Source organism: Nocardia barduliensis, assembly GCF_013315795.1.
GTDB classification, from domain to species: Bacteria; Actinomycetota; Actinomycetes; order Mycobacteriales; family Mycobacteriaceae; genus Nocardia; species Nocardia barduliensis.
In genome coordinates, this window is the sequence record NZ_JABLTE010000083.1 from 1 (window position 1) to 23081 (window position 23081).

The following is a 23081-nucleotide window of genomic DNA, read 5'->3' on the forward strand; positions in this document are numbered from 1 at the left end:
GTCGCCGATGTCTGGGGCGGGCACCGGGCTGGCGCTGGTCGGCGCGTACCTGCTGGCCGGAGAGCTGGCCGCTGCCGGGTGGGACCCAGGGGCCGGGTTCGCCGGCTACGAGCGGCGGATGCGCTCGTTCGTCGAGGCCAACCAGGAGATCGGCCGGTTGCACGTGCGCAGCCGCGACGTGTCCGGGCCGGACGCCGAGGGGCACCCAGATTTCGCCGGTGAGTGGTTCATCGAACTGATCGAGCGCGCGCTCAACGGCGTCGAACTGCCCGACTACGCAGGAGTGCCGGACTCCGGGGCCCCGGCCGGACCGCCGATCACCTCGTCGGCCAAGCCGTAGGCGTCACATAACGGCCACACCTGGAACACGGTCCGACCGGGCGGGGCGCGAATCGGTCCAGCATTCAATGCAAGTCGGCGGAGTGACGACACTTCGCGGTCAAGTCGCCTGAATGAAGCCGGGGGATCATGACAGGATCTCGATCATGCCGATCTCCACCCGTTCGTTCGACCATGTCCGCTTGACCGTGACCGACATCGACAGATCCCGGGCTTTCTATGACGCCGTCTTCGGATGGCCGATCGCCTGGGAATGTCCCGCGGACGCGGACGAAGCGACCCGTGCGCGATTCGGGTTCCTCTTCGGCGGTGTGATCTACCAGATGGGTGATGCGCTGCTCGGACTTCGCCCCGTCGCCAGCGACGAGTTCGACGAAGATCGAGTAGGACTCGACCACCTCGCCTTCGCCCTGCCCACTCGGTCGGATCTCGATTCGGCGGCTGCTCTGCTCGACGAACTCGGCATCGCCCACGCGGGAGTGAAAGACCTCGGTCCCATGTACATCCTGGAATTCCGCGACCCGGACAACATCGCGCTGGAATTGGTCGTACGCAAGCAGTAATGGTCCCTTCCCGCGCGTAGGCGCGGCACACAGGCGCCGCGCCAGGTTGGTGAGCGATGCGACGGCGGGCCGTCGCCGGGGCCGTCCGTTGCGGATGGATCGAAGGTGAGGGGGCGGGACTTCCGCGGACCTCGGAGGTGGTCTGGGTGCTCGACGAGCTACGTGCCGAGGATTTTCCGCTGCTTGCCGAAGTGGTCGATGGGCGAAGCGGCGGAGGCGCCCCACGGATGAATTCGAGTACGGACTCGAGGTCGTCATCGCTGGTCTCACGGCCGCGACGTCATCGAGTCACCCAGGGCGGGCCGCCGCACGGTTCATGTCCCCGGATGCCTGCAGTGGTCTCAACGGATTGCTACGACCGGGTCCGGCGTATTGCCGGGGCTCTTCGCGCCGAGGCGCTGGTAGCTGATCATCGCGCCCAGGCCGATCGGTCCTGCATCGAAGGGAACCTGCGGATCGACGGTGCCGATGATGTAGCGGGATCGACGTCCTGGTGCACGCGGCGGGGGCGCTGGACCCCGGCAACCCAGTCCGGCTCACCGTGGACGACCTGCGGCAGGCACTGGACACCAACTTGGTTTCCACCGTCTTGACCAATCAAGCGGCTTACGAAGCGATGAATGACAACGGTGGCCGCATCATCAATTTCGGATCCGGCGAAGCGGTGATGGGCAGTCCTATTTCAGCGGCATACGCTGCGGCCGAATCCGCTGTGTCCGCGGTCCGATCAGGAAATGGAGGCAGGGCTGAGTTCCAGCGGCGCCGGCTCATCCTGCCAACGGTGCACCCCAGCGCCGAGCGCGTAGGAGAGGTGGCCTCCGAGGGCGCCGCCGACGCCCATCGCCGCCAGACCGGCTCCGCCGAGGACAGTGGCCGTGAAGTCGCCCCGGGTCAGGTAGGCGGCGGAGAACAACAGGGCCGCGACACCGTTGGCCGCAGCATGCACGAGGCCGACGCGCCGCTGGTAAATGTCGAGGTCTCGGAAGTCGGCCAGTCCGGCGGCGACTGTCGGGGGCGTAGCCAGCAGGCCGATCAACACGAGTCTGCGCGCCCCGTCACTCTGGCCGGCGATGCGCAGCGCTGCGGCGCTGGACCAAGCGCCGATCGGCAGGGTGACGAGTATCGGGTGTATCGGGTGGCCCAGCTGGGAGCCGCGTACCCAGTCGGCGACACGGCCTTGTCCGAGAACCCGGCGTACCGACGTGGCGAGCCTCGCGGCGGGTCGGTCGAGCCCATCGGCAGCCTCGACCGTCCGCAGCATCCGAGGAATATTCATGACGTCGCCATACCCACCTCGCTACCGGCGAACCCGGCCTCTGCGGTGATGCGTGAGCGCCCGATCGCGTGCGACGAAGTCTCGCCGAGGTGGCGCCTCTGACGATCTCTCTATCGTCCCAGGTGCGCAGTGGTGTGGCCGCGCAGAAGCCGTGCCCCGGGAGGGCAGGGTGGTTCCGTTTTGCCCCCTCGGAGTGGGGGTCGGACGACATCACCTGGAGAGAAGACGGCATGCGAGCGATCGTCTATCGCGGGCCGTACCGGGTGCGGATCGACGCGCGAAGCGGCCCGATCCGGTGTCAACGCGGCGGTGAGTTCAGCGCGGCGACCGCGGCGGACACTTGCCCGGCGACATCGATCCAGAGACGGAAGATGTCCTCACCCACCGGTCGGCCGTCACAGAACAGGACGTTGCAGTGGGTGGAGGAATAGACGTCGGCGCCCAACAGCAGGGCCAAGGTGGTCCGCGGGTCGACGAGGGCCACGAGGTCCTCGGGTGTGCGGACCAACGGTCGCACCGGATCGTCGACAACCGGAACGGGGCCGAGGGTGTCGGGCTGGTCGAGGACCGCGTCGATGGCTTTGCGGAACAGGTCGCGGTTCTCCGGGTTGCTGGTCCCGGTGAGGAAGCCGATCGGGTTGGCCGGGTCGATCGAGGTCGGCACGCCGAGCCGGACGATCACCATGTCGCGGCTGGGCACCATGACCAGGAATTGCCCCAGGGCTCCGGAGAAGGCGTAGACGTCGCGCGGCAGGCCGGGGAAGACGGGGTGGTCGTATTCACGAGCCTGGGGAACGTTTACTCCGTGGTAGGTGTCGCCCGCGTTGAGCCACCACAGGAAGCCGTAACCGCCGTTGGCGGCGGTGGGTTCGGTGGCGGCGCGGAGGTAGTCGCGACCGATCAATTGGCGGCCGTCCCACCGGCCGTCCTGGACCAGCATCCGACCGATGCGAGCGAGATCGGCCGGGCGCATGGCCAAACCGCCGTTGACGGCCGTGGTGCCACTGCGATCGCGCAACCACACCCAGTGGTCGCGTTCGATGCCCAGCGGTGCCATGACCTCACGCTGCACGAAATCCTGGAAGTCGAGTCCGGTTGTGCGCTCGATGATCTCGGCCAGCAACGCGAGAACGTTCTGCGCGTACAAGGAGGTCGTGCCCGGTTCCCGTTCCACCGGCGCGGCGAGGGTCTGTGCCACCGCACCCGTGGTCAGCGCCGCGATGTCGGCGGGCCAGCTGAAATGCAGCCCGGTGGTCTGGTTGAGCACTTGGCGGACGGTCAGTCGCGCGTGGTTCGGATCGGCCTCCGGGAAGAACCGGCCGATCGGATCGTCCACGCCGAAATAGCCGAGGGTGACCGCCCGGCCGACGGCCACCGAAGCGACGCCCTTGCTACCGCTGGCCAGGGGCAGCGGCGCGTTTCCCGTCGGGTTGTGTTCGCCGACCAGACATCCGTGGCGGTAGATCTGTACGGCGTGCGCGGCGCGGTCGGCGCCGAATCGAACGGCCTCCGCCACCGCGCCGGAATCCATTCCGACGTCGGTCGGGTCCCGACGCTCCGGGTACGCGCCCGAGGCGGGTTCGGCGCAGACCGTTTCGGCGACCGCCCGCGGAGCGGGCACCACGATCGACGCGGCAACGGCGGCGAACACCACGCCCCAGATCAGGCGGCGGCGACTACGCATCGACAATCTTCTTTCCATCGAACGCCCAGAAATCTGAGACCGGACAGACTCAGAGTGAGGCTAACGCACCGTGATACGGAACACAACAGACGTCGTGTCGCATAGCCGCGCCGGAGTCACCCGACCCGAGCTGCTGAACCGGCTGCAGGGCAACGATCCTGGCCGGACAGCCGAACTGCGTCAGGATCCGGTCGTGCGGCGTCGCAATCACGTCGCTCTCGACCTGGACAACGCCTGGAGCCTCGACACCGGCGGACCGGACCATCTGGACCACGAGGTGATCGAGGTCTCGGTTCGCTGCGTGAATCCCTGTCCCGCCGGTGCGACCGATCGCTGAAGTTTGCTGTCTTTCGCGGACCGGGGTCGAGAGGCTGATCACAGCGGTCTCGTCCGACGAAACTCGGCGGTACCGAACGAGAGTCGACGATTGCTCGGTACCTGAACTGCGGTCCGGGGTAATTCGGTAGCTGCAGTCCGGCGCGACAACTAGTTTCGCGACTATGGCCTATGAGCATCCTCTGGCGTACGTGCTGGGGCTGGAAGGAATCGCACTACTGCGGGCATTCGCCGGGGAGCACGACCGGCGGTTCGTCGAAGCGCGTATCGCGGAGATCCGGCAGATGCTGGCCGACGATGCGTTCGAGGGTGTAGATGTCGAACACCTGAGTACCGTCGACGGCTACGGGATCTGGTCCACGACGTACGACGACCCCGGCAACCCGGCGTTCGATTTCGACGAAGAGATCGTGCGCGCGGTCGCGGGCACTTCGCCGCCCGGTGTCGCGCTCGACGCCGCGTGCGGCACTGGGCGGGTCGCGGCGATGCTGGCCGACTGCGGGCACCGGGTCATCGGCGTCGACAGTTCGGCGGACATGCTCGCGCACGCGGAAACGCGTCTGCCGCAAGCGGCCTTTCGACTCGGTGAGCTGCAGCAGCTCCCCGTCGAGACGGGCAGCGTTGACATGGTGGTCTGCTCACTGGCGCTCACTCACGTGCCGGACCTGGCGCCCGTCTTCGACGAATTCGCCCGGGTGCTCCGACCTGGTGGACATCTGGTGATCGCGGATGTCCATCCCGAACAGGTCGCACGCAGCCGGATCCCTGCCATCCGCCGCGCCGACGGAACGGCCGGACGGGTGCGCTCGCACCACCACCGCACCGGCGACTACGTGCGAGCCGGTGTGGCTGCGGGCTTTTCCATCCGGAGCTGCGACGAGCCCGTCACTGTCTCTCCCCTCCGCGCCCGCACCGCCGACCCGGGGCCATGGGAGTTCTGGCCCTGGTCCCTCGACCTCCTCGCACCGGAGGCGGCTCAGGCCGCGAACCGCGGGGTTCCGTCAATGATTCTGTGGCACTGGCAATCGTCGGACCACGGAGCCGAGTAGTTGTCGCCGAAGCCACCTGAGGCCGTCTGACAATCGCCACGGTTCATGACCAGCTTGCATTGCCGGTGATCGGTCATGTCGTTTGCGGTTGCGGACGTTCGAGCGCTGTCTGCCGCGGTGCGCCGATCCAGGCCCAGCCGCGGTGCTCGAGGTCGGGAACCCAGGTTCACGACGTGACGGTGGTGGCGCATCCGCAACCCGAAGTCGTGCAGGCACCGACCGAGTCGGTATCGCTGGTGCATCCGGTGCGGCGGGCGCGGGAGTGCGACCAGATCAGTCCGGCTACTCCAGCGGCGAGCAGGGTGAAGCCGAGCGGTTCCAGCCACGACAGGCTCAGCAGGGTGATCCCGCCGCCGAGGACTCCGGCCGCGATCAGCATCGGTGCCAGGCAGCAGCCGAGGCAGATCGCCGCGCCCAGTCCGATCGGCGCCCACCAGCGCCGTGAGCTGGTGGTGGATTCAGCAGCCACAATCGCCTCCCGCGCTGACCTTGCCGCGGTCGTGGTCGTCGGTGAACGGTACCGGGCAGCAGGGACTCTCACTGTAGGAGTTAAGGTCATCGCATCCGGCCGCGAGCGCGGCGCGCAAGGTATCGCGCACCGTGGTCAGCTCGGCGTCGACCTCCGCCAGCTTCGCCGCCGCACGGGCCTGCAATCCGGTATCGGCGAGGCGGCGCCCGAAGTGGGTGACATCCAATAGGTCGGCGACCTCATCGAGGGTGTACCCGAGCCGCTGGGCGGCCTTGATCATCCGCAGCACCGTCAACGCCTGCTCGGGATACAGCCGATGCCCGCCCAGCGACCGGTCCGGTTCGGCGAGCAGCCCGCGGCGCTCGTAGCGCAGCGTCTGCTTGTTTACCCCCGCGGCCGCGGCCAGCTGGCTGGTGCGTAACCCGGTCAACGCCGGTTCCCGCCGATCGAGGCGGCCACCCGCGTCGCGAGCGCATCGAGGACCTCGACCTCGCTGTCGGGCACCTCGATGCGCATCACCGGCCCGGCACCCGTGGCCTCGAAGGTGAAGGTGAAGAACGAGCAGCAGCCCGACTCGCGGCCGGCCAGATCCCGGCCGGCCGCTTCGGCTTCGGCGTCCAGCAGCAGATCCAGCCGGGTAGGCACCGGGCGATCGGTGCGCTGTACGGACTCGGCGAAGAACCGGTCGAACGCCGCGACACGCACCGGCTGCTCGGCGGTGGGCAAGGTGCACGAGGCCGGTACCCAATCCCCGGAAGAAGGCGTAATCATCGTCATGACGCCACGGTAAGCCTGTACCGGAGTACAGGATGCAACCCCGATCAACGAAGTCCGTGGTACAGCCGCGCCTGCCCGGTGTGCCGAGAACTATGCATTCTTGGCCACTCATGCGCATGATCATCGCTAGTCACCGGAGGTAACCGACCCGATCTGCCAATGAACAACCGTTATACGAACACCTACGGCAGTCTTGGTGCTGAGGGGCCGGGGAGACCGGGCGCGCCCGTAGGCCTATCCAGTACCCAAGTGCGATGCGAGGCGTCGACAGCACTTCGATGCGGAGAAGCGACCAAGCCCCTCATGTTTCAACGATCGAGAAGCGGTTCAAGGCGTAGGGAACGGTATCGTGTCGGCTCCGGGGCCTGCGACACATGTCCCCGCGAACCTGCCAGGAAGGAACCGTGGATGATCACGGACCCCACGCTGCTTCGGATCGGTGAGGCAGCGCAGCTCAATCACGGTGGCGAGCGAGAAGCCGCCCTTCATTTGTTCGCCGAAATCTGGGACGAGATAGGCGGTGAGGACGGAGACCCGCTGCACCGGTGCACACTCGCCCATGCGGTCGCCGACGCGCAAGATGACGTGCAACAGGAACTGCTCTGGGACCAACGCGCATTGGCGGCCGCGAACCTGTTGACCGATGCCGACCTGGCGCGAGCCGGCGTAACGCTGTCGGCGGCCGGCTTGTATCCCTCGCTGCATTTGAACCTGAGTGATTGCTACCTCAAGCTCGGCGATTTCGACCGAGCTCGTGAACACCTCCGGCACGCACAGGACACTATCGGCGCGCTCGGCGACGACGAGTACGGACGACTGATCAAAGACGGGCTCGAGAGATTAACCGAACAACTCCGCTGACGCATAAGGCGCAGGCAGCCGACCGGCACCGCACGTTGCCCTGACGCTAGGTGCAACCTATCCACTGTGCAAAAACTGATCTTGGGCTCGAGCGGTGATTGTTCGCCATTTGGGCGTGTTTCTCCCTAGACCCTCCCGGCTGCGCGCCGGGAGGGTCTACCGAGTGTTGCGAATTACAAGCCTCAGCCGCAGACCCACAGGGCATCGGCCTTGTTGTCACCGTCGGCGGGCACATTGCCCTTGCTGTTGTCGGGAACCGAGACGAGCAGTTGCCACTCCTGACCGGTCCAGTTGTAGACGCCGACCGTCTTTCCGGTGCGGTTCCAGTACGAGGTCAGACGATCCCCATTTCCTTCGTTGCCGATGTCGTGCAGCAGGCAGTTGTTGTCGATCTGCACGAACATGCCGGTGCCGTTGCGGTGGTCGTAGCCACAGAACAGTCCGCCCGGGCAGTCGTAGGCCGCCGACGCCGGGGTCGGTGTGAGGGCTGCGCCGTACCCGGCGATCGCGAAGGTGGCCGCCGCCGCGACGCTGAGACGGCGAAAAAGATTGCGTGAGAGCATGATTGATCCTTCGAAGCCGATGGGATTCGGTGCGGCGGATTCCGCCGCACTCATGATCCGTGGACCGGGCCGCCCGCGACTATCCACCTCGCGCGAGTTCTGTCCGGGTTGCGCGGCAGGTTCGGCGCGGCGGGTCAGGCGCGCAGCGTCACCGACGGCGGCACGCCCCATCGCCGCCGGTACAGGGCCGAAAAACGGCCCAGGTGCCAGAACCCCCAGTCCGCGGCCACCGCGGCGACCGTGGTCATGGTGGGGTCCGCGGCGGCCAGCGCGGAGTGCACGCCCACCAGCCGGGCTTCACGCAGTCGAGCCGTCGGTGTGGTGTCGAGGTATCGCCGGAAGCCCTCCTGCAGGCTCCGCACGGAAAGTCCCACTGCCTCTGCGATATCCGTGACGGTGAGCAATTCGTGCGCATGGTCGACAATGAGTTGTTCGGCCAGGCGGATGGGACGCGGCGTCGACTTTCCGGGGGCGTCGTCGAGCAGGAGCTCCGAGTAGCTGTTCGGCTGGGCCAGCAGGAGTTGGGACATCATCAGCTGCTCGACCTGCGGCCGCAGCCGCGGATCCAGGAACATGCCGGGGCCTTCGGCGTCGGTCTGCAGCATGCGCAGCGATTCGAACCAGGTCCGGGCGGCCGGTGACCGCAATTGCATGGCGATGGCCATCCGCAGCGGACGATCCGGCGGCCGACCCAGCATCCGCCGCAAATGTTCGTCCAACGCGGCACGGTCGAATCGGACGAGGAGTTGCCTGCTGCTCTCGTGCCAGTTCATGTCCAGGGGCGCATCCGGGTCCGGAACCGAGGCCACCGCTGGGTCGGAGGCAATATCCGCGGTCCCGTTGAGCACCCGGGCCCACCCGGCCAGCGGTATTTGAACCAGGCGGAAGGTTTCGATGGGTCCGGTCCGGATCCGAACCTGAACCCCGTAATGCTTGTAGACGAGGCCGACATCGCCGTACCGGACGACATTGCAGCTGGCCTCCATGGTGGAGGCGCCCGGGTCGAGCCGGTGCTCACGCAAAATGCCACTCATCCCCGCCCGGGCCACCTCGGGGTCAGCGGTTCGAAAATAGCGATGTCCCGACAGCGGTTCAACGAACATTCCGACTGCCCTCCAAGCAGCAGGCGCCGCGCGAACGGGCCTGGACCAGTGGATGTCGAAGGTATTGTCCGTCGACACCTGCGGGCACACAATCGGCTGCGCACTGCGTAGCGCGTCTTGTGGACGCTTCACTGGCTTCGGGAATCCACAGCCATTTCCGCTGCGTCGTCCATGGCGAGCCGGTCGCCGTAGAAGCCCGAGGCATTACCGCCGATCTCCAGTGCGGTATGGGAAGGATGGCGGCGAAGAGAAATCTCCAACGACGAACTGATCAGCGATCGAGGAACTGCCCAAAGTGACCCCCGCCATCGGCGCAAACCGCAGCATGTCGAAAGTGGTGTTCCAACACTGCGGCGCGTCAGCTGACTTGCGTCGTAGCGCCGGTACGACTGCTGATCGAACGCGGCCGCACCAACTGAGTGGGAGGACACAGGGTTCCCGGTGTCGGCCAGGTCGGTAGGCTCTTCCTATGTCCTTGATGGTGCACCTGACGGCGGAGAAGAACGCGCGGCGGATCCGCCGTGCGGGCATCGCCGCGAGTGCCCGTGGAGTGTTCTGTATGCCGGTAATGCCGTCCTACGTTCTGTCGCATCAATGGTTGCGCGAGTTGCGGCGCGGCGGCCAGCGGCAGATCGTGGCGGTCGATTTCCGGATACCCGACAACGAACCGGTTCTCGTCGGACACTTTGGCGCAGTGCTGACCGAAATGACTGCCGTCGAAGCTGTTTCGGTGATCCTGCACGCCAAGGACCCGCGCGGGTACGAGATCGTGGTTCCGCGCGCGATCACACCCGCCGAACTGCATCGAATCCGGTACGTGCGGCAGGTGACGGGGTGGCGGTATTTCCCGGACGCGCACGGTCGGCGGCCCTGCGCGTGTCCAGCGTGCTTGCGGCGCGGTGAATTCAAAGCCGCCGACCTTCGTCACCGGTTCGCCACAGACCCGCCGGAGTTGACCAAGCCGCAACTCCTGGCCCGATTGCGTGACGCGGACAACGACGACGATCTCATCGACACCCTTTACGACCTGGGCCGAAAGAGCCGCGGCGACGTCACCGACATCGCATACCTAGTTGACCACTCCAACCCGGAAGTGCGCTCCGCTCTCGCATCGGCCTTGCGCCGATACCGCGGCGGCGAAGCGCGCCGCCTGCTGGCGCGGTTGGCCACGGACCCGGACTTCGAAGTCCGTGACGCGGCCACGACGTGACGGCGGCCATCGAAAGAGTCGTCGCTTGGCCGAACTCCCAGCGAATCGACCACGCTCACCGCGGTTTCAGCGACACACCGCCGCCTGGCAAGACCGAGCGGCGTGCTCATAGCTCTATCGCAGCACAACTCGTTTGGTGCGGAATCGATACTCTGCTCAAGACACGCCGTCACCGCCAGCGCAGAAATCGGCTGAGCCGTTCGGCCCGAGTTTGTATACCTCGCTGTTGTTCGCATACAGTTGCTTTGTAAATTACCGAGCGAACGCTCAGGTACGAATACCCCTGATCACGGCCCCTGGACCGATTTGCCTGGTGCAGGGGCCGCGATTGGTTATCGCCGCCAGCCATTCATCATGGGTATCGGCGTAGTCGTCGACCAGTGAACAGGACGATCGGCGCCATCGACGGTAGTTCCACGCTCTGGCAGACGTTCTCGCCGAGATCGAGATCCGTCAATTTCGACAATGCCCTGGGCGACGAAGTCCCCGAGGCGCTGCGGACGGTCGTTTTCTACGAGGGGTCTTGCTCGATGATGTCACGCCCGGAGGCTTTGATGAGCGCGGCGAGCACGTCGTGGGGCCCGGGTAAGCTCGCGATCTCGGTGGCGACCTTGGTAGCGGCGTGGCGGTAGGAGTCGTCGGACAGCAGGGCCGCGAGGGCGGGAGTGATCTCGCTGGAGTTGCGGACCGTGCGGGCTACGCCGCCCGCGGTGGCGCGGGCGGCGGTGATCTCCTGGTCCGCGCCCTGTGGCCACAGGATCATCGGGAGGCCGTGCGTGAGGGCCGACAGCACGGTGCCCGAGCCACCCGCGCCGATGACGATGTCGGTGTCGCCGAGTAGTTCGGCGAGCGGTGTGAACGGAATTCGATGCACCGCAGTGGTTTTAGTGCCGTTGATGATCGCTTCCGTGCTCGCCGCGCGGGCAGTGCGGGAGGGATCGTGGATGGAGAACCCTTCGGTGACGACGACATCGACCTCGTGCGCGCGCACCGCGTCCACGATCTCGGTCAGTAGATGCGGTTCCGAGAAGATGGTGCCGAGGGTGATCAGGACGCGGGGGGTTCCGGCGGGTGGCAGAGCGAGTTCGAGGGCTGGGGCGCCTGGACGCCGGTGTGCCTGGGGGCGCAGCGGGATGCGGGGGAGCGGGCAGGCCCAGTCCGGTTCCTGGAGGATCGACGGGCAGGGGTCGATGTAGGTGCGCGCGGGGACGGGGGTCAGTCCGCGGCGGGCGTATCGGTCGAATGCGGCGCGGTTGATTTCGTCGACGATGAGGGTCGGTAGCGCGGGGCCGAGACCGACTTGATGCCACGGCACGTCGATAGTGGCGGCGAGCAGCGGGCCGACGGTGTCGAAGGCGTCCGCCACGATGACATCGGGACACCATTCGCGGACGAGATCCGTTGCTGCGTCGGCTGTTCGGTCCAGTCGGGTACCACCGAAGATCTCGCCGATGGTCTCCGGTGTCGGCTGGAAGACGTTCGCGCCGGTGCGTGCGGCGGTCTCTTCGGAGAACTCCAGCGGCATGGGGCCGGCGGGCAGATGCTCGACGCCGGGCGGCAGTTCGGTCGTGATCATGTCGGTCATCCCGGCGCTGGTGAGCAGGCCGGTGGTGTGGCCGTCGGAGCGGGCGGCGGCGATCAGGGAGGCGAGGGGCAGCAGGTGTCCGTATGCGGGCACGCCGCTGAACAGTATGCGCATGATCAATGTCCTTGTCAGCGAGTTTGTTCGAGGGCGGGCGCTGAGGGATTCTCGGCGGGGAGGGGGATGGCGTGGAAAATGGATTGCGGGTCGTAGTGCCGCTTCGCGGCGAGCAATCGTCCGGTGTTCGGGCCGTAGGCGTGCGCGGCGCGGGCGTCGCCGGGGCCGAGGAGATTGGCGTAGCCACCTGGCAGCGCGTGCGGTGCCAGGGCGGCGGCGAAGTCGGCCGTCCAGGCACGATGTGTGGCTGGATCGCCAGGCTCCCAGGCGGCGATCACCTCGACTACCAGATGGGGTTGACGGACACCGAAAGCGTTGTCTGACAGCGGGATGCGGGACGCAGCGCCGTGTAGCGAGTGCAGGGCTACGGCCGACAGCGGTGAGGTCGGCTCGGTGCCGTGGGATCGGAGTATTTCCCGCACCGCCGGGCTCAGCGCGGGGACGGTCGCGGTCGCGATCTCAACGTGCCTGCCGGGCGGGAACAATGCGTCGGTACCCGCCAGCAGTTGGGTTTGGGTGGCGGGTCCCGCTTGGGCCAGTAGTGGATCGCCCAACCGGGTCAGGCGTTCCAGTTCGCGTTCACCCCTTGCGGGGTCACCGCACCAGGTCGGCGCTACGAAGAAGGCGGGGAAGCCTTCCGGCGCGGTGACGAAACCGCTGTGCACGGTGAGTTCGTCCGGCGTGCCGTCGGGCAGGAGTTCGGCGAGCCCGGCCAGCACCCGATCGGCTTCACCGCCGGGGTAGACGAGCATCCCCGATAGCAGGGCGGGTACGGCGTGCAACCGGATCCGCATACTGGTGACGACCCCGAAATTGCCGCCGCCGCCTCGGACCGCCCAGAACAGTTCCGGTTCGTGCTCGGCATCCGCGGTCACGAGGGAACCGTCGGCGAGCACGATGTCGACCGCGAGCACATTGTCCACCGCGAGGCCGAATCGTCCGCTCAACGGCCCGTACCCGCCGCCGAGGGACAGTCCGGCCATGCCGACCGAACCCGAGGTTCCAGTCACTGCGACGAGCCCGTGCGCCTGCGCCGCCGAGACCAGGTCGGCGCTGGTCGTCCCACCGCCGATGCGCGCCACCCGCGCGTCCGGATCTATGTCGACCTGCCACATGCCGGATAGATCCAGGGTCAGGCCGCCGTCGGCCAGTGCACGTCCGGCCCAGTCGTGACCACCGCCCCGAACTGCGAGGGGCACACCGGATTCACGCGCCGCGCGAATACCGGCCTGGACGTCGGCCGGCGTATTGCAGTGCAGGACGGCGGCCGGGCGGCGCGTCACCGCGCCGTTCCAGAGAGTGGCGTAGGCAGGCCCGGAGGTGATTCGGTCGGGCGCGACCGTGCGGTGCAGCGCCGCGAGAAGTGGATGGGGAGCCGGTGGGGTCATCAGACACCTCGAATCGAGCGAGAATCGATACGGTCCCCAGAGTAAACGTAAGTTCATCAGAGTGAAACTCTGATGAGTGTGCTACTACTCCGCTATTCGTGGTCGAGCTACACTGACTGGACCATGACCGAATCTTCGAAGTCCCGGCGGGCCGAATACGCGGAGGCGACCCGGATCGCGATCGTCGACGCCGCCCGCGAGTTGTTCGCGCGGCAGGGCTACTTCGCGACCACGGTCGACGAGATCGCGAAGCTGGCGCGGGTCGCCCCGGCCACCGTCTATGCGGTCGGCGGCGGAAAACAGGGGCTGTTGCGCACCTTGGTGGATCTGTGGAGCGAGGCCCCGGTAGTCGCGGAGACGCTCGAGCGGCAGGCGCGCCTGACCGATCCGGAACAGATCGTGCGGCACGCGGCCGCCTCCGTCCGCCTGATGCGCGAGCACTACGGCGACATCATGCGGGTCGTGCTGGCGACCGCGCCGCACAATACCGAGGCCAACGACGCGCTGAGTATCGCCACCAAGCGCTATCGGGATGCGATCACCGCACTGGCGGCCCGCTTGAACGACGTCGGCGGCCTGCCCCCGGACACCACGATCGAACGAGCCGTCGACATCCTCTGGTTCTACTTCGGCTACGCGGGCTACTTCACCCTGGTCGACGACAACGGCTGGACCTTCGACCAGGCCGAACGGTGGCTGGCCGACCAAGCGCTCACCGCCCTGCACGTGGCGCGCTAGCGGCGCGCAGGACGCGCTCACGCGGATTCGACTGGGCCTCGATGGGCCGGTCGCCCGCCGCAGGCGCTGGCGGCGGGACGCCGTTGACGGGGATTTCCTCTCGGTTCGGGTGGCGAGGGGCCGCAATTCGTTGCCGGGAACCACGGAAGCAGGCGCCTTCCCCGCCGGGTGGGTGTGCGGCCCGGCGGGGAGGCGGGACCGGGGCGTGGTCAGTCGAGGCCGAAGACTCGGGCGGCGTTGCCGTGCAGGTATTCCTGGCGGGTGGTGTCGTCGAGGCCGAGTTCGTCGAGCCCGTCCAGGGCGGCGGGGTGGGTGATCATGGGGTAGTTGGTGCCGAAGAGCACTTTGCGGGCACCGGATCGGGTTTTCATGTAGGAGACCAGCTGGTCGGGGATGCGGCGGCTGGTGTAGGCGGAGGTGTCGATGTAGACGTTCTCGTGTTTGCGAGCCACGGCTACCATTTCCTCGGTCCATGGGTAACCGATGTGCCCGGCGACGATTACCAGTTCGGGGAAGTCGAGAGCGACCTGGTCGATGTAGGGGATCGGGCGCCCGGTTTCCGAGGGCCGCAGCGGCCCGGTGTGCCCGACTTGGGTGCAGAACGGGACACCGAGCTCGACGCAGGCGGCATACAGCGGGTAGTAGCGGCGATCAGTGGGCGGAGCTTCCCACAGCCACGGCACCACACGCAGGCCCTTGAACCCGAGTTCGGTCACCGCCCGGCGCAGTTCCCGCACCGCGGGCATCGGTTTGGACAAATCCACCGCGGCCAGGCCAGCGAACCGGTCCGGGTGCGCGGCCACCCAGGCGGCGACCTCGTCGTTGGAGATCAGCGCGCCTTCGCGCGGGGCGTGCCAGGCGCTGAGCAACCCGAATTCAACCCCGCCCTGGTCCATCGCGGCGAGGGTGAACTCGATCGGCAGCTCGTCGCCGAGAGCTTGCTGGCCGGTCCAGCGGCGCAGCGAGGCGAACATGTCGTGCTGGGAGAACCGCACGGTGGGGTGTTGCATCCACACATCAATGGTCATAAAGCACTAATTCTTTCAGAACATCGCCAGCCGGATCTGCCACCGTGTCTACTCGTCCAGGGAGAGAAGGACACGCTAGTACCCGCACGCCAGAGCCAGCGCTTGTACACCCGCATGGCCGAGGTCGGCGCCGAGGTGGTCTACCGGAACATCCCCGATGCGGAACACGGGCTCGACGGTCACCCGAACGTGGCGGACATCGTGACCGAAACAATCGAGTTCCTGCGGAGAGCTCTCATCTCCTGATGCAGGAACTCGTGAGTGGCCTCTCCTTTCTCGATCGACCAGCGGGTTGTGACTCGCGGCGGAAGGTGGCGGTGCTCTCGCATGGCCCGATGCCGTACCCGATGACGACCGCGGCTGGATGGATCGCGGCGACGGCCCGTTTATCGTGTGCCGCTTGCAGTTGTCATTGCTGGAGAAGTCGTCGACAGCACCCTCGTCATCGGCGCCACCTGACAGCGCGAAACCATGCTGCTGCGAGGATGTCTCGCGAATATTCGTATCCAGACGACGATGACCCGAAAACCGGTAGGAAACGTCAGGTGCCCCTGGCACAGTGCTCGATATGACCGACTCCGAAGCCAAGGCGGACCTGCACCGCTACCTGCGCTATGCCCGCGAAGCCATGCTGTGGAAGCTCGATGGCCTGTCCGAGTACGACGTTCGCCGACCGATGACTCGCACTGGCACGAATCTGCTCGGCCTGGTCAAACACCTCGGCACCGTCGAGTTCGGCTACTTCGGCGACACCTTCGCCCGCACATACGACGAACCCATCACCGAACACGACTTCGCGGCCGACCCAACAGCCGACATGTGGGCAACCCCCAAGGAGTCGCGGGCGGACATCATCGAGTTCTACCGCCGGGCCTGGACCCATGCCGACGCCACCATCGACAGCCTCGATCTCACCGCCGAAGGCTCAGTGCCGTGGTGGACGGAAGATCGGCAGACCGTGAATCTGCACCAGATCCTCGTACACGTGATCGCCGAAACCAACCGGCATGCCGGACACGGGGACATCATCCGCGAACTCATCGACGGTGCCACCGGTCTGCTCGCCGACAACGACAACATGCCGACCAGCGACGTGAACTGGTGGCAGCACCACCGAATCCAACTGGAGGAAGCTGCAAGACAAGCCGCCAGCGCCGCTGACCGGTGAATCTCAGTGAGACCGGCTACGCATTCCCATATTGCGAAGCACGACTCGGGCCCAGCCGCGTGGTAGCTCGCGGCGCGAGCAAGCACCCATATCGCCTCGAGCGGGAAGCATCCAACCCCTGACAGCGCCATCTGACGATGCGCGAACACCGCCACATAGCCCCGCGAGTCACAGCATCCATTGTCCGGAGTACGGGGTGATGAGGCCGGGTATCGCGCAGAACCGATCGGTGCTCAAGTGGGTGGGGCAATCGCAACAAGGCAATCGGCCGCTTCGCCGGACGTATCCGATTGTTCCCCGCGATCGTCGTCGCGCTGTGCGGGGTGGTTCCGCGCCCGCGACGAGAGCGATGCCGCCGCACCCGCCCGGAGGCCGATGGGATCTCTCGGTGACCGACTACCAGCCGGTAGCTGTTTCATACGCTGCAAAGTGGTGACGGGGGCGCTATCTCGCCGAATCGACAACCCATCCGCGTGGTGTGGTGCAACGAGCGTCGGCGCTGTTCCGACATAGCCCGACCCGGCGCTGCCCACACCCTCCCTCGACGGGAAGGCGGCGCCGCTCAAGTGCCCAGCCGCCCCTGATCCGTCCGAATCCACTCCGAGGTTCCGTCCGGGTGTCGATGGAACTCCCAGGCGGCATAGTCGCCGTCCTTCTCCACCACCTTGACGTGATCGGCGAAGCCGTCGTGATCGACGTCGGTCCACACCTGCATGGCATCGTCGCCGGTGATGGTCATGCTGTCGAGCAGACCGTCTTGGTCGATGTCCTGGGTGGGATGGTGCAGTTCGACGGCACCGAGGCCGCCTAATTCGGCGTGCGCGTCGATATGCGGTAGATCCAGTCCAGGAAGATCACCCGACGTGACCATGGCCCCTGCTTTCGGGCACCATGCCTTCGAAGAACTCGGCCAGCATCGGCCCAGAGTATCGAGGTCTTCGTCGCCATTCAATACCTTGGACCACTGGTCGCTGAATCCGAAGCCAGCCTAGGCCACCTGCGTTGGCGCGTTCGGACCAGTCCATCGGCGAGTTCGGCCACAGCAGATACGAAGCTTCCTGGCGACGCGCACCCGCGCCGCATCGACGCGGTCGGTGAGATCGGTGCGGCGAAGCACACAATCGACCAGGCCAAGGACGTACCTGCATTTGCCCAGTGACCCGGCGGCCGCGCTGGCCCTGCGGCCGGTGGCGGCGCGCCGGACCGTATCGCAGCGCGGGCGTTGAGCTCGGCTTCGGCGCGGCTACATCTGGTGGCCGCCGCCGAGGAGCATCCAATCTGGTCGCTGCCGACGCCGCCGCGGCCGCAAAGGGGCCGCCCCCCAGTAGATGACGACGACGAACGCCGCGCCATCCTGGGCCGGCATGCCGAAGGCCAGTTGACGGGACCCCGCTGGTCGGTGAGGTTGCCGACTTATCGACGCGCAGGTGACGGCGTCACCTTCCTCGGCTAATTGCTGCTCGATGCCGGGCAGGTCGGCGACCTCGAATTCCCTGCCGGATAGCCGATCGATCCGTATGGCGGAGTGGTCCGTCATGGTGGCGCGGTCCGAAGCCAAAGGAGATGCCGCGCCGCTTATTGCACCGCGGGCTCGGGCTGGGCCTGCTGAGGCTGGGTGGCCGGCTGGGGCAGGACATGCGCGAAGACCATCACGAACATCCCGGCGACGGTGCTCAGGATGAGTGTGGTTCTGATCAGGATCAACAACGACAGATGCGCGCCGAGAGCCCGGAGGAAGAAGATCTCGACATCGGCATTCTCTCCACGTCTTTCGGTCGCGAGAAAGTTTCCGATCTGCTTGTACGGCCACACTAGCCAATCCCCGTGAATGGTGTCGTCGAGGGTCGAATGGACGCCTTCGAATCGCAGACGCCGTTGATCGTTGTAGTGACGTATCCACTGCTCGCTGGACCAAGGCAGCAGCCCTGCCACGAGGACCATAGCGGCTCCGCCGACCACGGCCATGTTGATGAGCGGTGAGGTGCTCTGCTTGGAATGGGTGTAGGCGAACGAGGGCAGCCAGAGAATGATGAAGATCATCATGGTTCGCAGCAGTTCGTCGTTGCGATGGTTGATTCCCGGCGGATGGTCGGTCAGATACCACTGATCGCGCCGGGCGTAGATCGCGCCACCAGCTGCGAAGACGATGACGAACCGGACGACGACCACGGCGACGAACGAGGTGAACGACGCCACCAAGGAGGCGCCCGCGCCGTTCGGCGGTGGAAATACCGCGAAGTACAGCAATTCTCCGGTGGTGATCCCAGCGGCGGTTGCGAACAGGACATCACCCGCACTGGGCCGTCTGCCGCACATGGCCGAGCTATTGACCAGCGTAGTCTCGACAGTGTCGAGACTCACGAGCACGACGAAGAGGGTAACCAGCGCCGATGGCCACCCGTGCCAGCCCGATTTCAGCACGCACCAGGTCGTGACAGCGACTCCGAACAACAGTGCGCTCGCGGCGAGGGCGCTGTACAGGCGGGGCGTCGGCTGCCTCGGCATCGGCCGATCGTGCGCTTGCGGTCGAACGGCGAACTGCGCGGCGGTGGAGCGAAATGTGGTGAGCGTGAGAACGCCGATCCAGACTGCGATGGCCGTGAGCGGGAGCAGGTCGACTTCGTTGTGTCCGGAAAGGTCGACGGAGTTGTCCACCGCGACGAGGACGAGTGGCGTCGTCGCGCAGAAGCTGCCCAGGCCCAACAACATCGATAGTGCGAATGTCCGGCGCATGGCGATCTGGATGCGCTTGGAACGTTCGCGTGTATCCGAACCGAGCGGACTCGCTTCAGCCGCCGCCAGGGGGCTCAGGAATATCTGGAAGCTTCGAATAATGTAGCTGCCCACAGCCAATGTCACGAATGCCCCGACCAGCGAGCGGGCATTGTTGGTATTGTCTCCGGGTGCGCTGGCGTTCATGTCCTGTAGGGACGCTCCCAGGGAGACTTCGAGCAGCAGTATCGCCACCAGCGACCATGCCGCGCCGGTGATCGCCCACCCCGGAGCGCGATACTGCACAACCGTGAGAACGGCCAACACCACGGCGATCACGACGAGGGTGGCAGGCCAGAATTTCGCGGGCAAGCGGATTACCTCTATGGCTGCCAGCACGACTACCAGCGGCAACACCACATATCGCAGATCGGTGCTTTCCAGGACCTTCGCTCCGTCATATGAAGCGTGAGAAACACCGATACCCGCTAACGCCGCGCCGACCAGCCACATGGCATACATCGGGGATCCGGTTCTTGCGCTGGTGATGGCCTCGTAGAGCACCACGCAAGCCCCGACGGCGATCAGCAACGGTAGAAACAATGAGCGAGCGGCACGCCCGATCACGAATGCGATCATCACCAGGGCCGCGACCGCTCCGATGGCCAGCGCGCCGAGAGTGCCCCAGGTGGCGGCTGAATTGTTGGCGCCGGACGAGTCGATCACGATCGTCCCGCCGAAGAGGAGCGCCGCCGAGACCACGATGACGGCACCGTTCGAGCGGAGCACCCGATCCGCAGCCGCCGCGTCAGCCGCATTACGTCGACAGTTCCGCACTCGCAGAACAGCACCGAGAAACAAACCGCTGACACCCGCGGACACCACGACCAGGAACAGCGCGTGATACCAACCGACCGGGGAAAGGTGATGCGGCTCGGGAATCATCCAATTGAGTTCCGGATCGTCATCCAGATACCACGACGCCTGGGATCCAACGCCCGCCGCGAGACCGAACAATCCGGCGACCGCCACCAGAATCCATTGCCTTTTGGTCAAAGCCGCGTCGAACACCGACTGAGCGCGAACCAACCCGTAGACGAGGACGGGGAGCAGAATCGCATCGCCGATCGTGCCGCTCGCATAATCGGGAAACGAGGGCACGTCGATATCTCGGTACGACGCGAAGTGCCAGACGGCCATAGTCGCGAAGCCACAGCCGAATACGGCCAACGCCGCCGCGCCGGCTCCGGCCCGAGAAGGAGACTGGGCAGTCGTCATAACGTTCCGATCGATTCGATGGTCGGTGCCCCCGCCGTATCATCCACGCTCCGAGCGCTATCCGGGACATCTGACCGAATCGCAACCCGTCGACAGCAGGCCCAGAAGGTAACCCCCTGGGCGATATCCTCGTGGTCCTGGATTCACCGGAGGTCGGATTGGGCCGCGGCCCGTCCCGACATCGCAGAATTGCTCGCACCGAATACCGGATCGCCGAGCGGCCTGACCTTTCTGGTGTCGTGTCAGGCGTCGTGGGAAGTGTCGCGTACTCCGGCGGTTCGCATGGCCGCGCGGATCGCTAGCCCGAGCACCAACCCGACGCCGGCTACTGCCACGGCGATCTCTCCGGCGCCGGTCGCGAAGGCAACCACGAGGACGACCGCCAGCGCGATGGCTCCGAGAGCGATCAGGGTGTCGACTACCCAGCCCGGCAGGGGTTTGCGCAGCTTGTCCCAGATGGACTCTTGCTCGGATTCCTCGGCTTCGCGCAAAGCGCGCGCCGGTTTGGTGGGGAAGTCCTTACCGCTGAATTCCCGCGCTTCGCGCAGGTCTTCCTGCTGCTGGGGGGAGGGACGGAACTGGCCACAATCGTCGTCCCATTCGGTGAGTTTGCGTCGCAACTCATCCCGCTTCTGATTGTATTTGTCGCGGTGTCCGTCCCAGGAGCCGTGGTCGGGGTGCCTCTCATTGGGATGGCGGTGATATTTGAACAGGTCGTGCTCATCGTCCTGGGCTTGCCGGAAACGCTCGGCGACCTCGTCGAGCAGTTCGATGATCGCCTGCAACAGGTCCAGGCACGGGTCACGACCGTTCATGCCCCCGCCGCTGGGGGTCACGGCTTGTCGTTGTAGCAGCGCCGCAGTGGTCATACGTTGAAGCGTGCCCTGCGCGGTGTCGGTCTGTTGGCTATCGGGTTTGCCGTCGGTGCATTCGCAGGGCCGGGGCCCGCAGCGCTGCACCACGGCCGCGACCGCGGCGTTACCCGCACTGCGCTGCAAAGCGAGCAAGGGCGGCAGGCCGACCGATCGCATGGCGCGACGATCGCGTGTATCGGGCTGATACGTCACAGTTTCGTGATGGTGGGTGGTGGCCACCCAATGACGATAAGGCTGGCGCAGTACGCCGAAATGGTTCCGGTGCACTGAACGAACGGGCACCTATCTCTGTCTGATAGTGCAGCCGCCTCGGTCAGCCGCGTTGATCGTGGTGGAGTGGCAGTCATGATCGCGACGGGCGCGGTGACCAGCAGATGGTCGGCGACGGTGCCTGAGGGCGCGTATGCGCATCGCTGGCCACATGACGTAATCCTCAGCCGAAGTGTGCGACGGCGGGATACCGCCGAACTATGGCGCGCCCCCGAAATATGGGGCACCTCAGTCGAATTGGCGGCTGGGTACGATGAGCCGCACGCAATGCGACCTCCAGATGAGCGTGTGTCGGCCCCAACCGCCGCTCGCTGAGTGTGAGCCGACCACGTCGGCCGGGAGATCAGCGGAAGAACCGATGCGGTCGCACATCACCCAGCGCGAGACGATAAGGAAGAGACCTGATGCGCGTCATAGTCGGGATCATGGCGGCGGCGAGCCTCCTGTTGGCAGGCTGCGGTGACTCCGAGGAGGGGCCGGGCTCGCAGAGCGTATCGGGGAACGACCAGTCGCTGGCATCTGTGAGCGACGAAGAATTGTGCGCGATGGTGAGTTCCGCGACGATCGAGAAGGCATTCGGGCAGTCGTTCCCGCTGCGCGCGCCGAGCGTGAATACGCTCGACCTGCCCGACGCCATCACCTGCTCTTACCACCCGGAAGCATTCGCGAACGCCACCGGGTCGGCGCTCGTCGAGCTGCCGAGCGTCGAAGTGGCGGCGGGTGCCCCCAAGGCTGATACGGCCGCTGCGGCACTGGCGTCCTACATGACCGATTCGCGGAAAGCACCGGTGCGCTATCAGCCGGTGAACGGCCTGGGAACGATCGCCGGATATGCCGGATCCGAACTCGGTGTCGGCCTGTACGGAGGAAGCCACCTCGCGGTCGTTCTCGATATCAAGGGCACATTGATCCAGGCGGTCGTACAGGGACATCCGAATGCCCGCGTCGAGCAGCTCCGCCCGATCGCCGATGAACTGATCAAGGGACTCGAGGCGGCCCTGCGATGACAAGTAGCCGCCCTGGGCGGATGGCTCGTATCACCGCCGCAATCGGTATCGCGATGATCGCCGCTGGATGCACCGCGTCGAACTCGGATTCTGCTTCGTTCGCGACCAGTTCGACCGCGGCGTCGGCGACTATCGGTGCCGCACCGAACATTGTCGAGAAGGGCGATTGCCTGCGGGAGGGAACGAACGAATTCTTCGAGGTGCCGTGTAACAGCCCGACCGCCACCCATGTCGCGCTCGAACGATTGCCGGGAGCCGATGCGGACTGCCGCGCTGTCCCGGGCGTGTACCACACGTATGTGGATCACACTGGAGGTCCGTCGACGAAGGTCTGTGTCGGCTTCGCGGGACGCGATCCCGCGAAGGGCATCAACGTGGCGCAAGTCGGTGACTGTGTGATCCAAGGCGAGGGAGTCAAAGGAGAACAGGTTCCCTGCACCTCCCCTGGGGCTTTCCGCGTTCTGGCCCGTTTCGACAACGCCGTCCTGGCGCAGCAAACCTGCGCCGGCGTGCCCGGCACCGACAAGATCTCGGGGTGGCGGCTGAAGATGGTCGGATTGGATCTCAACCCACCCGGTAAAGGCATCTTCGACGTGGTCTTCTGCCTTACACCATCACGATGAGATCGTCGGTTGACGACCCAGATCGACGAGCGTCGCCTCCGTTCGGGGCCGCCGGAGCGGACTTG

General features: G+C 66.0%; 24 protein-coding genes and 2 pseudogenes. 12 read left to right on the top strand and 14 right to left on the bottom strand.

What is annotated here, in order from left to right; genetic code table 11:
• The 3 genes and pseudogenes from HOV91_RS28280 to HOV91_RS40165 form a co-directional block, all read left to right on the top strand.
• Window positions 1–340, top strand: a pseudogene (locus HOV91_RS28280) (FAD-dependent monooxygenase); the annotation flags it as partial.
• Window positions 341–485: 145 nt separating this feature from the next.
• A complete protein-coding gene (locus HOV91_RS28285; protein WP_174188414.1) occupies window positions 486–902 on the top strand; it encodes a VOC family protein in 417 nt (138 codons plus the stop codon).
• Window positions 903–1392: 490 nt separating this feature from the next.
• Window positions 1393–1611, top strand: a pseudogene (locus tag HOV91_RS40165) (SDR family oxidoreductase); the annotation flags it as partial.
• A gap of 18 nt (window positions 1612–1629) precedes the next feature.
• Here HOV91_RS40165 and HOV91_RS28295 read toward each other — a convergent pair.
• The gene (locus HOV91_RS28295) at window positions 1630–2178 is read right to left on the bottom strand and encodes a DUF2231 domain-containing protein (RefSeq protein ID WP_174188415.1); all 549 of its coding nucleotides are present in this window, start codon (window positions 2176–2178) and stop codon (window positions 1630–1632) included.
• A gap of 298 nt (window positions 2179–2476) precedes the next feature.
• Window positions 2477–3862 carry a serine hydrolase domain-containing protein gene (locus HOV91_RS28300; protein WP_174188416.1) on the bottom strand — a complete coding sequence of 462 codons (1386 nt, stop codon included), beginning with the start codon at window positions 3860–3862 and terminating at the stop codon, window positions 2477–2479.
• Window positions 3863–3956: 94 nt separating this feature from the next.
• Here HOV91_RS28300 and HOV91_RS39545 point away from each other — a divergent pair, with 94 nt between their 5' ends.
• Both HOV91_RS39545 and HOV91_RS28310 read left to right on the top strand, forming a co-directional pair.
• Window positions 3957–4199, top strand: a complete 243-nt coding sequence (locus tag HOV91_RS39545; protein ID WP_217441255.1) for a DUF1062 domain-containing protein — start codon at window positions 3957–3959, stop codon at window positions 4197–4199.
• A 163-nt stretch (window positions 4200–4362) separates the two neighbouring features.
• Window positions 4363–5247 (top strand): class I SAM-dependent methyltransferase, encoded by an 885-nt coding sequence (locus tag HOV91_RS28310; protein WP_174188417.1) that lies wholly within the window; start codon window positions 4363–4365, stop codon window positions 5245–5247.
• Between the two features lie 166 nt (window positions 5248–5413).
• Here the strand turns inward: HOV91_RS28310 and merT are convergent, their stop codons facing one another.
• The 3 genes from merT to HOV91_RS39555 are packed head-to-tail and all read right to left on the bottom strand — an operon-like array spanning window position 5414 to window position 6493.
• Window positions 5414–5716 (bottom strand): mercuric ion transporter MerT, encoded by a 303-nt coding sequence (gene merT, locus HOV91_RS28315; RefSeq protein ID WP_174188418.1) that lies wholly within the window; start codon window positions 5714–5716, stop codon window positions 5414–5416.
• Window positions 5706–6146 (bottom strand): MerR family transcriptional regulator, encoded by a 441-nt coding sequence (locus tag HOV91_RS39550; protein WP_217441256.1) that lies wholly within the window; start codon window positions 6144–6146, stop codon window positions 5706–5708. Before HOV91_RS39550 ends, merT begins: the two co-directional genes overlap by 11 nt.
• On the bottom strand, window positions 6143–6493 hold the full coding sequence (locus HOV91_RS39555; RefSeq protein WP_246351041.1) for a hypothetical protein: 351 nt from the start codon (window positions 6491–6493) through the stop codon (window positions 6143–6145). Before HOV91_RS39555 ends, HOV91_RS39550 begins: the two co-directional genes overlap by 4 nt.
• 408 nt (window positions 6494–6901) lie before the next feature.
• Between HOV91_RS39555 and HOV91_RS28325 the strand changes: the two genes are divergently transcribed.
• Window positions 6902–7354 (top strand): hypothetical protein, encoded by a 453-nt coding sequence (locus HOV91_RS28325; protein ID WP_174188420.1) that lies wholly within the window; start codon window positions 6902–6904, stop codon window positions 7352–7354.
• A 182-nt stretch (window positions 7355–7536) separates the two neighbouring features.
• Here HOV91_RS28325 and HOV91_RS28330 read toward each other — a convergent pair whose 3' ends face one another.
• Window positions 7537–7917: a peptidase inhibitor family I36 protein gene (locus HOV91_RS28330; RefSeq protein ID WP_174188421.1), complete on the bottom strand. Its 381-nt coding sequence runs from the start codon at window positions 7915–7917 to the stop codon at window positions 7537–7539.
• A gap of 134 nt (window positions 7918–8051) precedes the next feature.
• Entirely contained in the window at window positions 8052–8951 is a 900-nt protein-coding gene (locus HOV91_RS28335) for an AraC family transcriptional regulator (RefSeq protein ID WP_174188422.1), read from the bottom strand.
• Window positions 8952–9489: 538 nt separating this feature from the next.
• Between HOV91_RS28335 and HOV91_RS28340 the strand changes: the two genes are divergently transcribed.
• Entirely contained in the window at window positions 9490–10230 is a 741-nt protein-coding gene (locus HOV91_RS28340) for a HEAT repeat domain-containing protein (RefSeq protein WP_174188423.1), read from the top strand.
• 511 nt (window positions 10231–10741) lie between these two features.
• On the opposite strand, the gene HOV91_RS28345 is transcribed toward HOV91_RS28340, so the two are convergent.
• Both HOV91_RS28345 and HOV91_RS28350 read right to left on the bottom strand, forming a co-directional pair.
• Entirely contained in the window at window positions 10742–11929 is a 1188-nt protein-coding gene (locus HOV91_RS28345; protein WP_174188424.1) for a glycosyltransferase, read from the bottom strand.
• A gap of 14 nt (window positions 11930–11943) precedes the next feature.
• On the bottom strand, window positions 11944–13317 hold the full coding sequence (locus tag HOV91_RS28350) for an FAD-binding oxidoreductase (protein ID WP_174188425.1): 1374 nt from the start codon (window positions 13315–13317) through the stop codon (window positions 11944–11946).
• 123 nt (window positions 13318–13440) lie between these two features.
• Here HOV91_RS28350 and HOV91_RS28355 point away from each other — a divergent pair, with 123 nt between their 5' ends.
• Complete coding sequence (locus HOV91_RS28355; protein ID WP_174188426.1) at window positions 13441–14055, top strand: TetR/AcrR family transcriptional regulator; 615 nt, start codon at window positions 13441–13443, stop codon at window positions 14053–14055.
• A 209-nt stretch (window positions 14056–14264) separates the two neighbouring features.
• Here HOV91_RS28355 and HOV91_RS28360 read toward each other — a convergent pair whose 3' ends face one another.
• Window positions 14265–15083, bottom strand: a complete 819-nt coding sequence (locus HOV91_RS28360; RefSeq protein WP_174188427.1) for an amidohydrolase family protein — start codon at window positions 15081–15083, stop codon at window positions 14265–14267.
• On the opposite strand from HOV91_RS28360, the gene HOV91_RS28365 reads away from it, so the two are divergent.
• Window positions 15057–15329: an alpha/beta hydrolase gene (locus HOV91_RS28365; protein ID WP_312884800.1), complete on the top strand. Its 273-nt coding sequence runs from the start codon at window positions 15057–15059 to the stop codon at window positions 15327–15329. The genes HOV91_RS28360 and HOV91_RS28365 overlap by 27 nt on opposite strands.
• A 322-nt stretch (window positions 15330–15651) precedes the next feature.
• Entirely contained in the window at window positions 15652–16251 is a 600-nt protein-coding gene (locus tag HOV91_RS28370) for a DinB family protein (RefSeq protein WP_174188429.1), read from the top strand.
• A gap of 562 nt (window positions 16252–16813) precedes the next feature.
• Here HOV91_RS28370 and HOV91_RS28375 read toward each other — a convergent pair.
• The 4 genes from HOV91_RS28375 to HOV91_RS28390 all read right to left on the bottom strand — a co-directional run bounded on the left by HOV91_RS28375 (window position 16814) and on the right by HOV91_RS28390 (window position 21335).
• Entirely contained in the window at window positions 16814–17122 is a 309-nt protein-coding gene (locus tag HOV91_RS28375; protein WP_174188430.1) for a DUF6802 family protein, read from the bottom strand.
• Window positions 17123–17494: 372 nt separating this feature from the next.
• Complete coding sequence (locus HOV91_RS28380) at window positions 17495–17788, bottom strand: hypothetical protein (RefSeq protein WP_174188431.1); 294 nt, start codon at window positions 17786–17788, stop codon at window positions 17495–17497.
• Between the two features lie 38 nt (window positions 17789–17826).
• Window positions 17827–20241: a hypothetical protein gene (locus tag HOV91_RS28385; protein WP_174188432.1), complete on the bottom strand. Its 2415-nt coding sequence runs from the start codon at window positions 20239–20241 to the stop codon at window positions 17827–17829.
• Window positions 20242–20483: 242 nt separating this feature from the next.
• On the bottom strand, window positions 20484–21335 hold the full coding sequence (locus HOV91_RS28390; protein ID WP_174188433.1) for a hypothetical protein: 852 nt from the start codon (window positions 21333–21335) through the stop codon (window positions 20484–20486).
• 455 nt (window positions 21336–21790) lie between these two features.
• Between HOV91_RS28390 and HOV91_RS28395 the strand changes: the two genes are divergently transcribed.
• A complete protein-coding gene (locus HOV91_RS28395; protein WP_174188434.1) occupies window positions 21791–22393 on the top strand; it encodes a hypothetical protein in 603 nt (200 codons plus the stop codon).
• A gap of 20 nt (window positions 22394–22413) precedes the next feature.
• Entirely contained in the window at window positions 22414–23016 is a 603-nt protein-coding gene (locus tag HOV91_RS28400) for an LppU/SCO3897 family protein (RefSeq protein ID WP_174188435.1), read from the top strand.
• The last annotated feature ends 65 nt before the right edge of the window (window positions 23017–23081 follow it).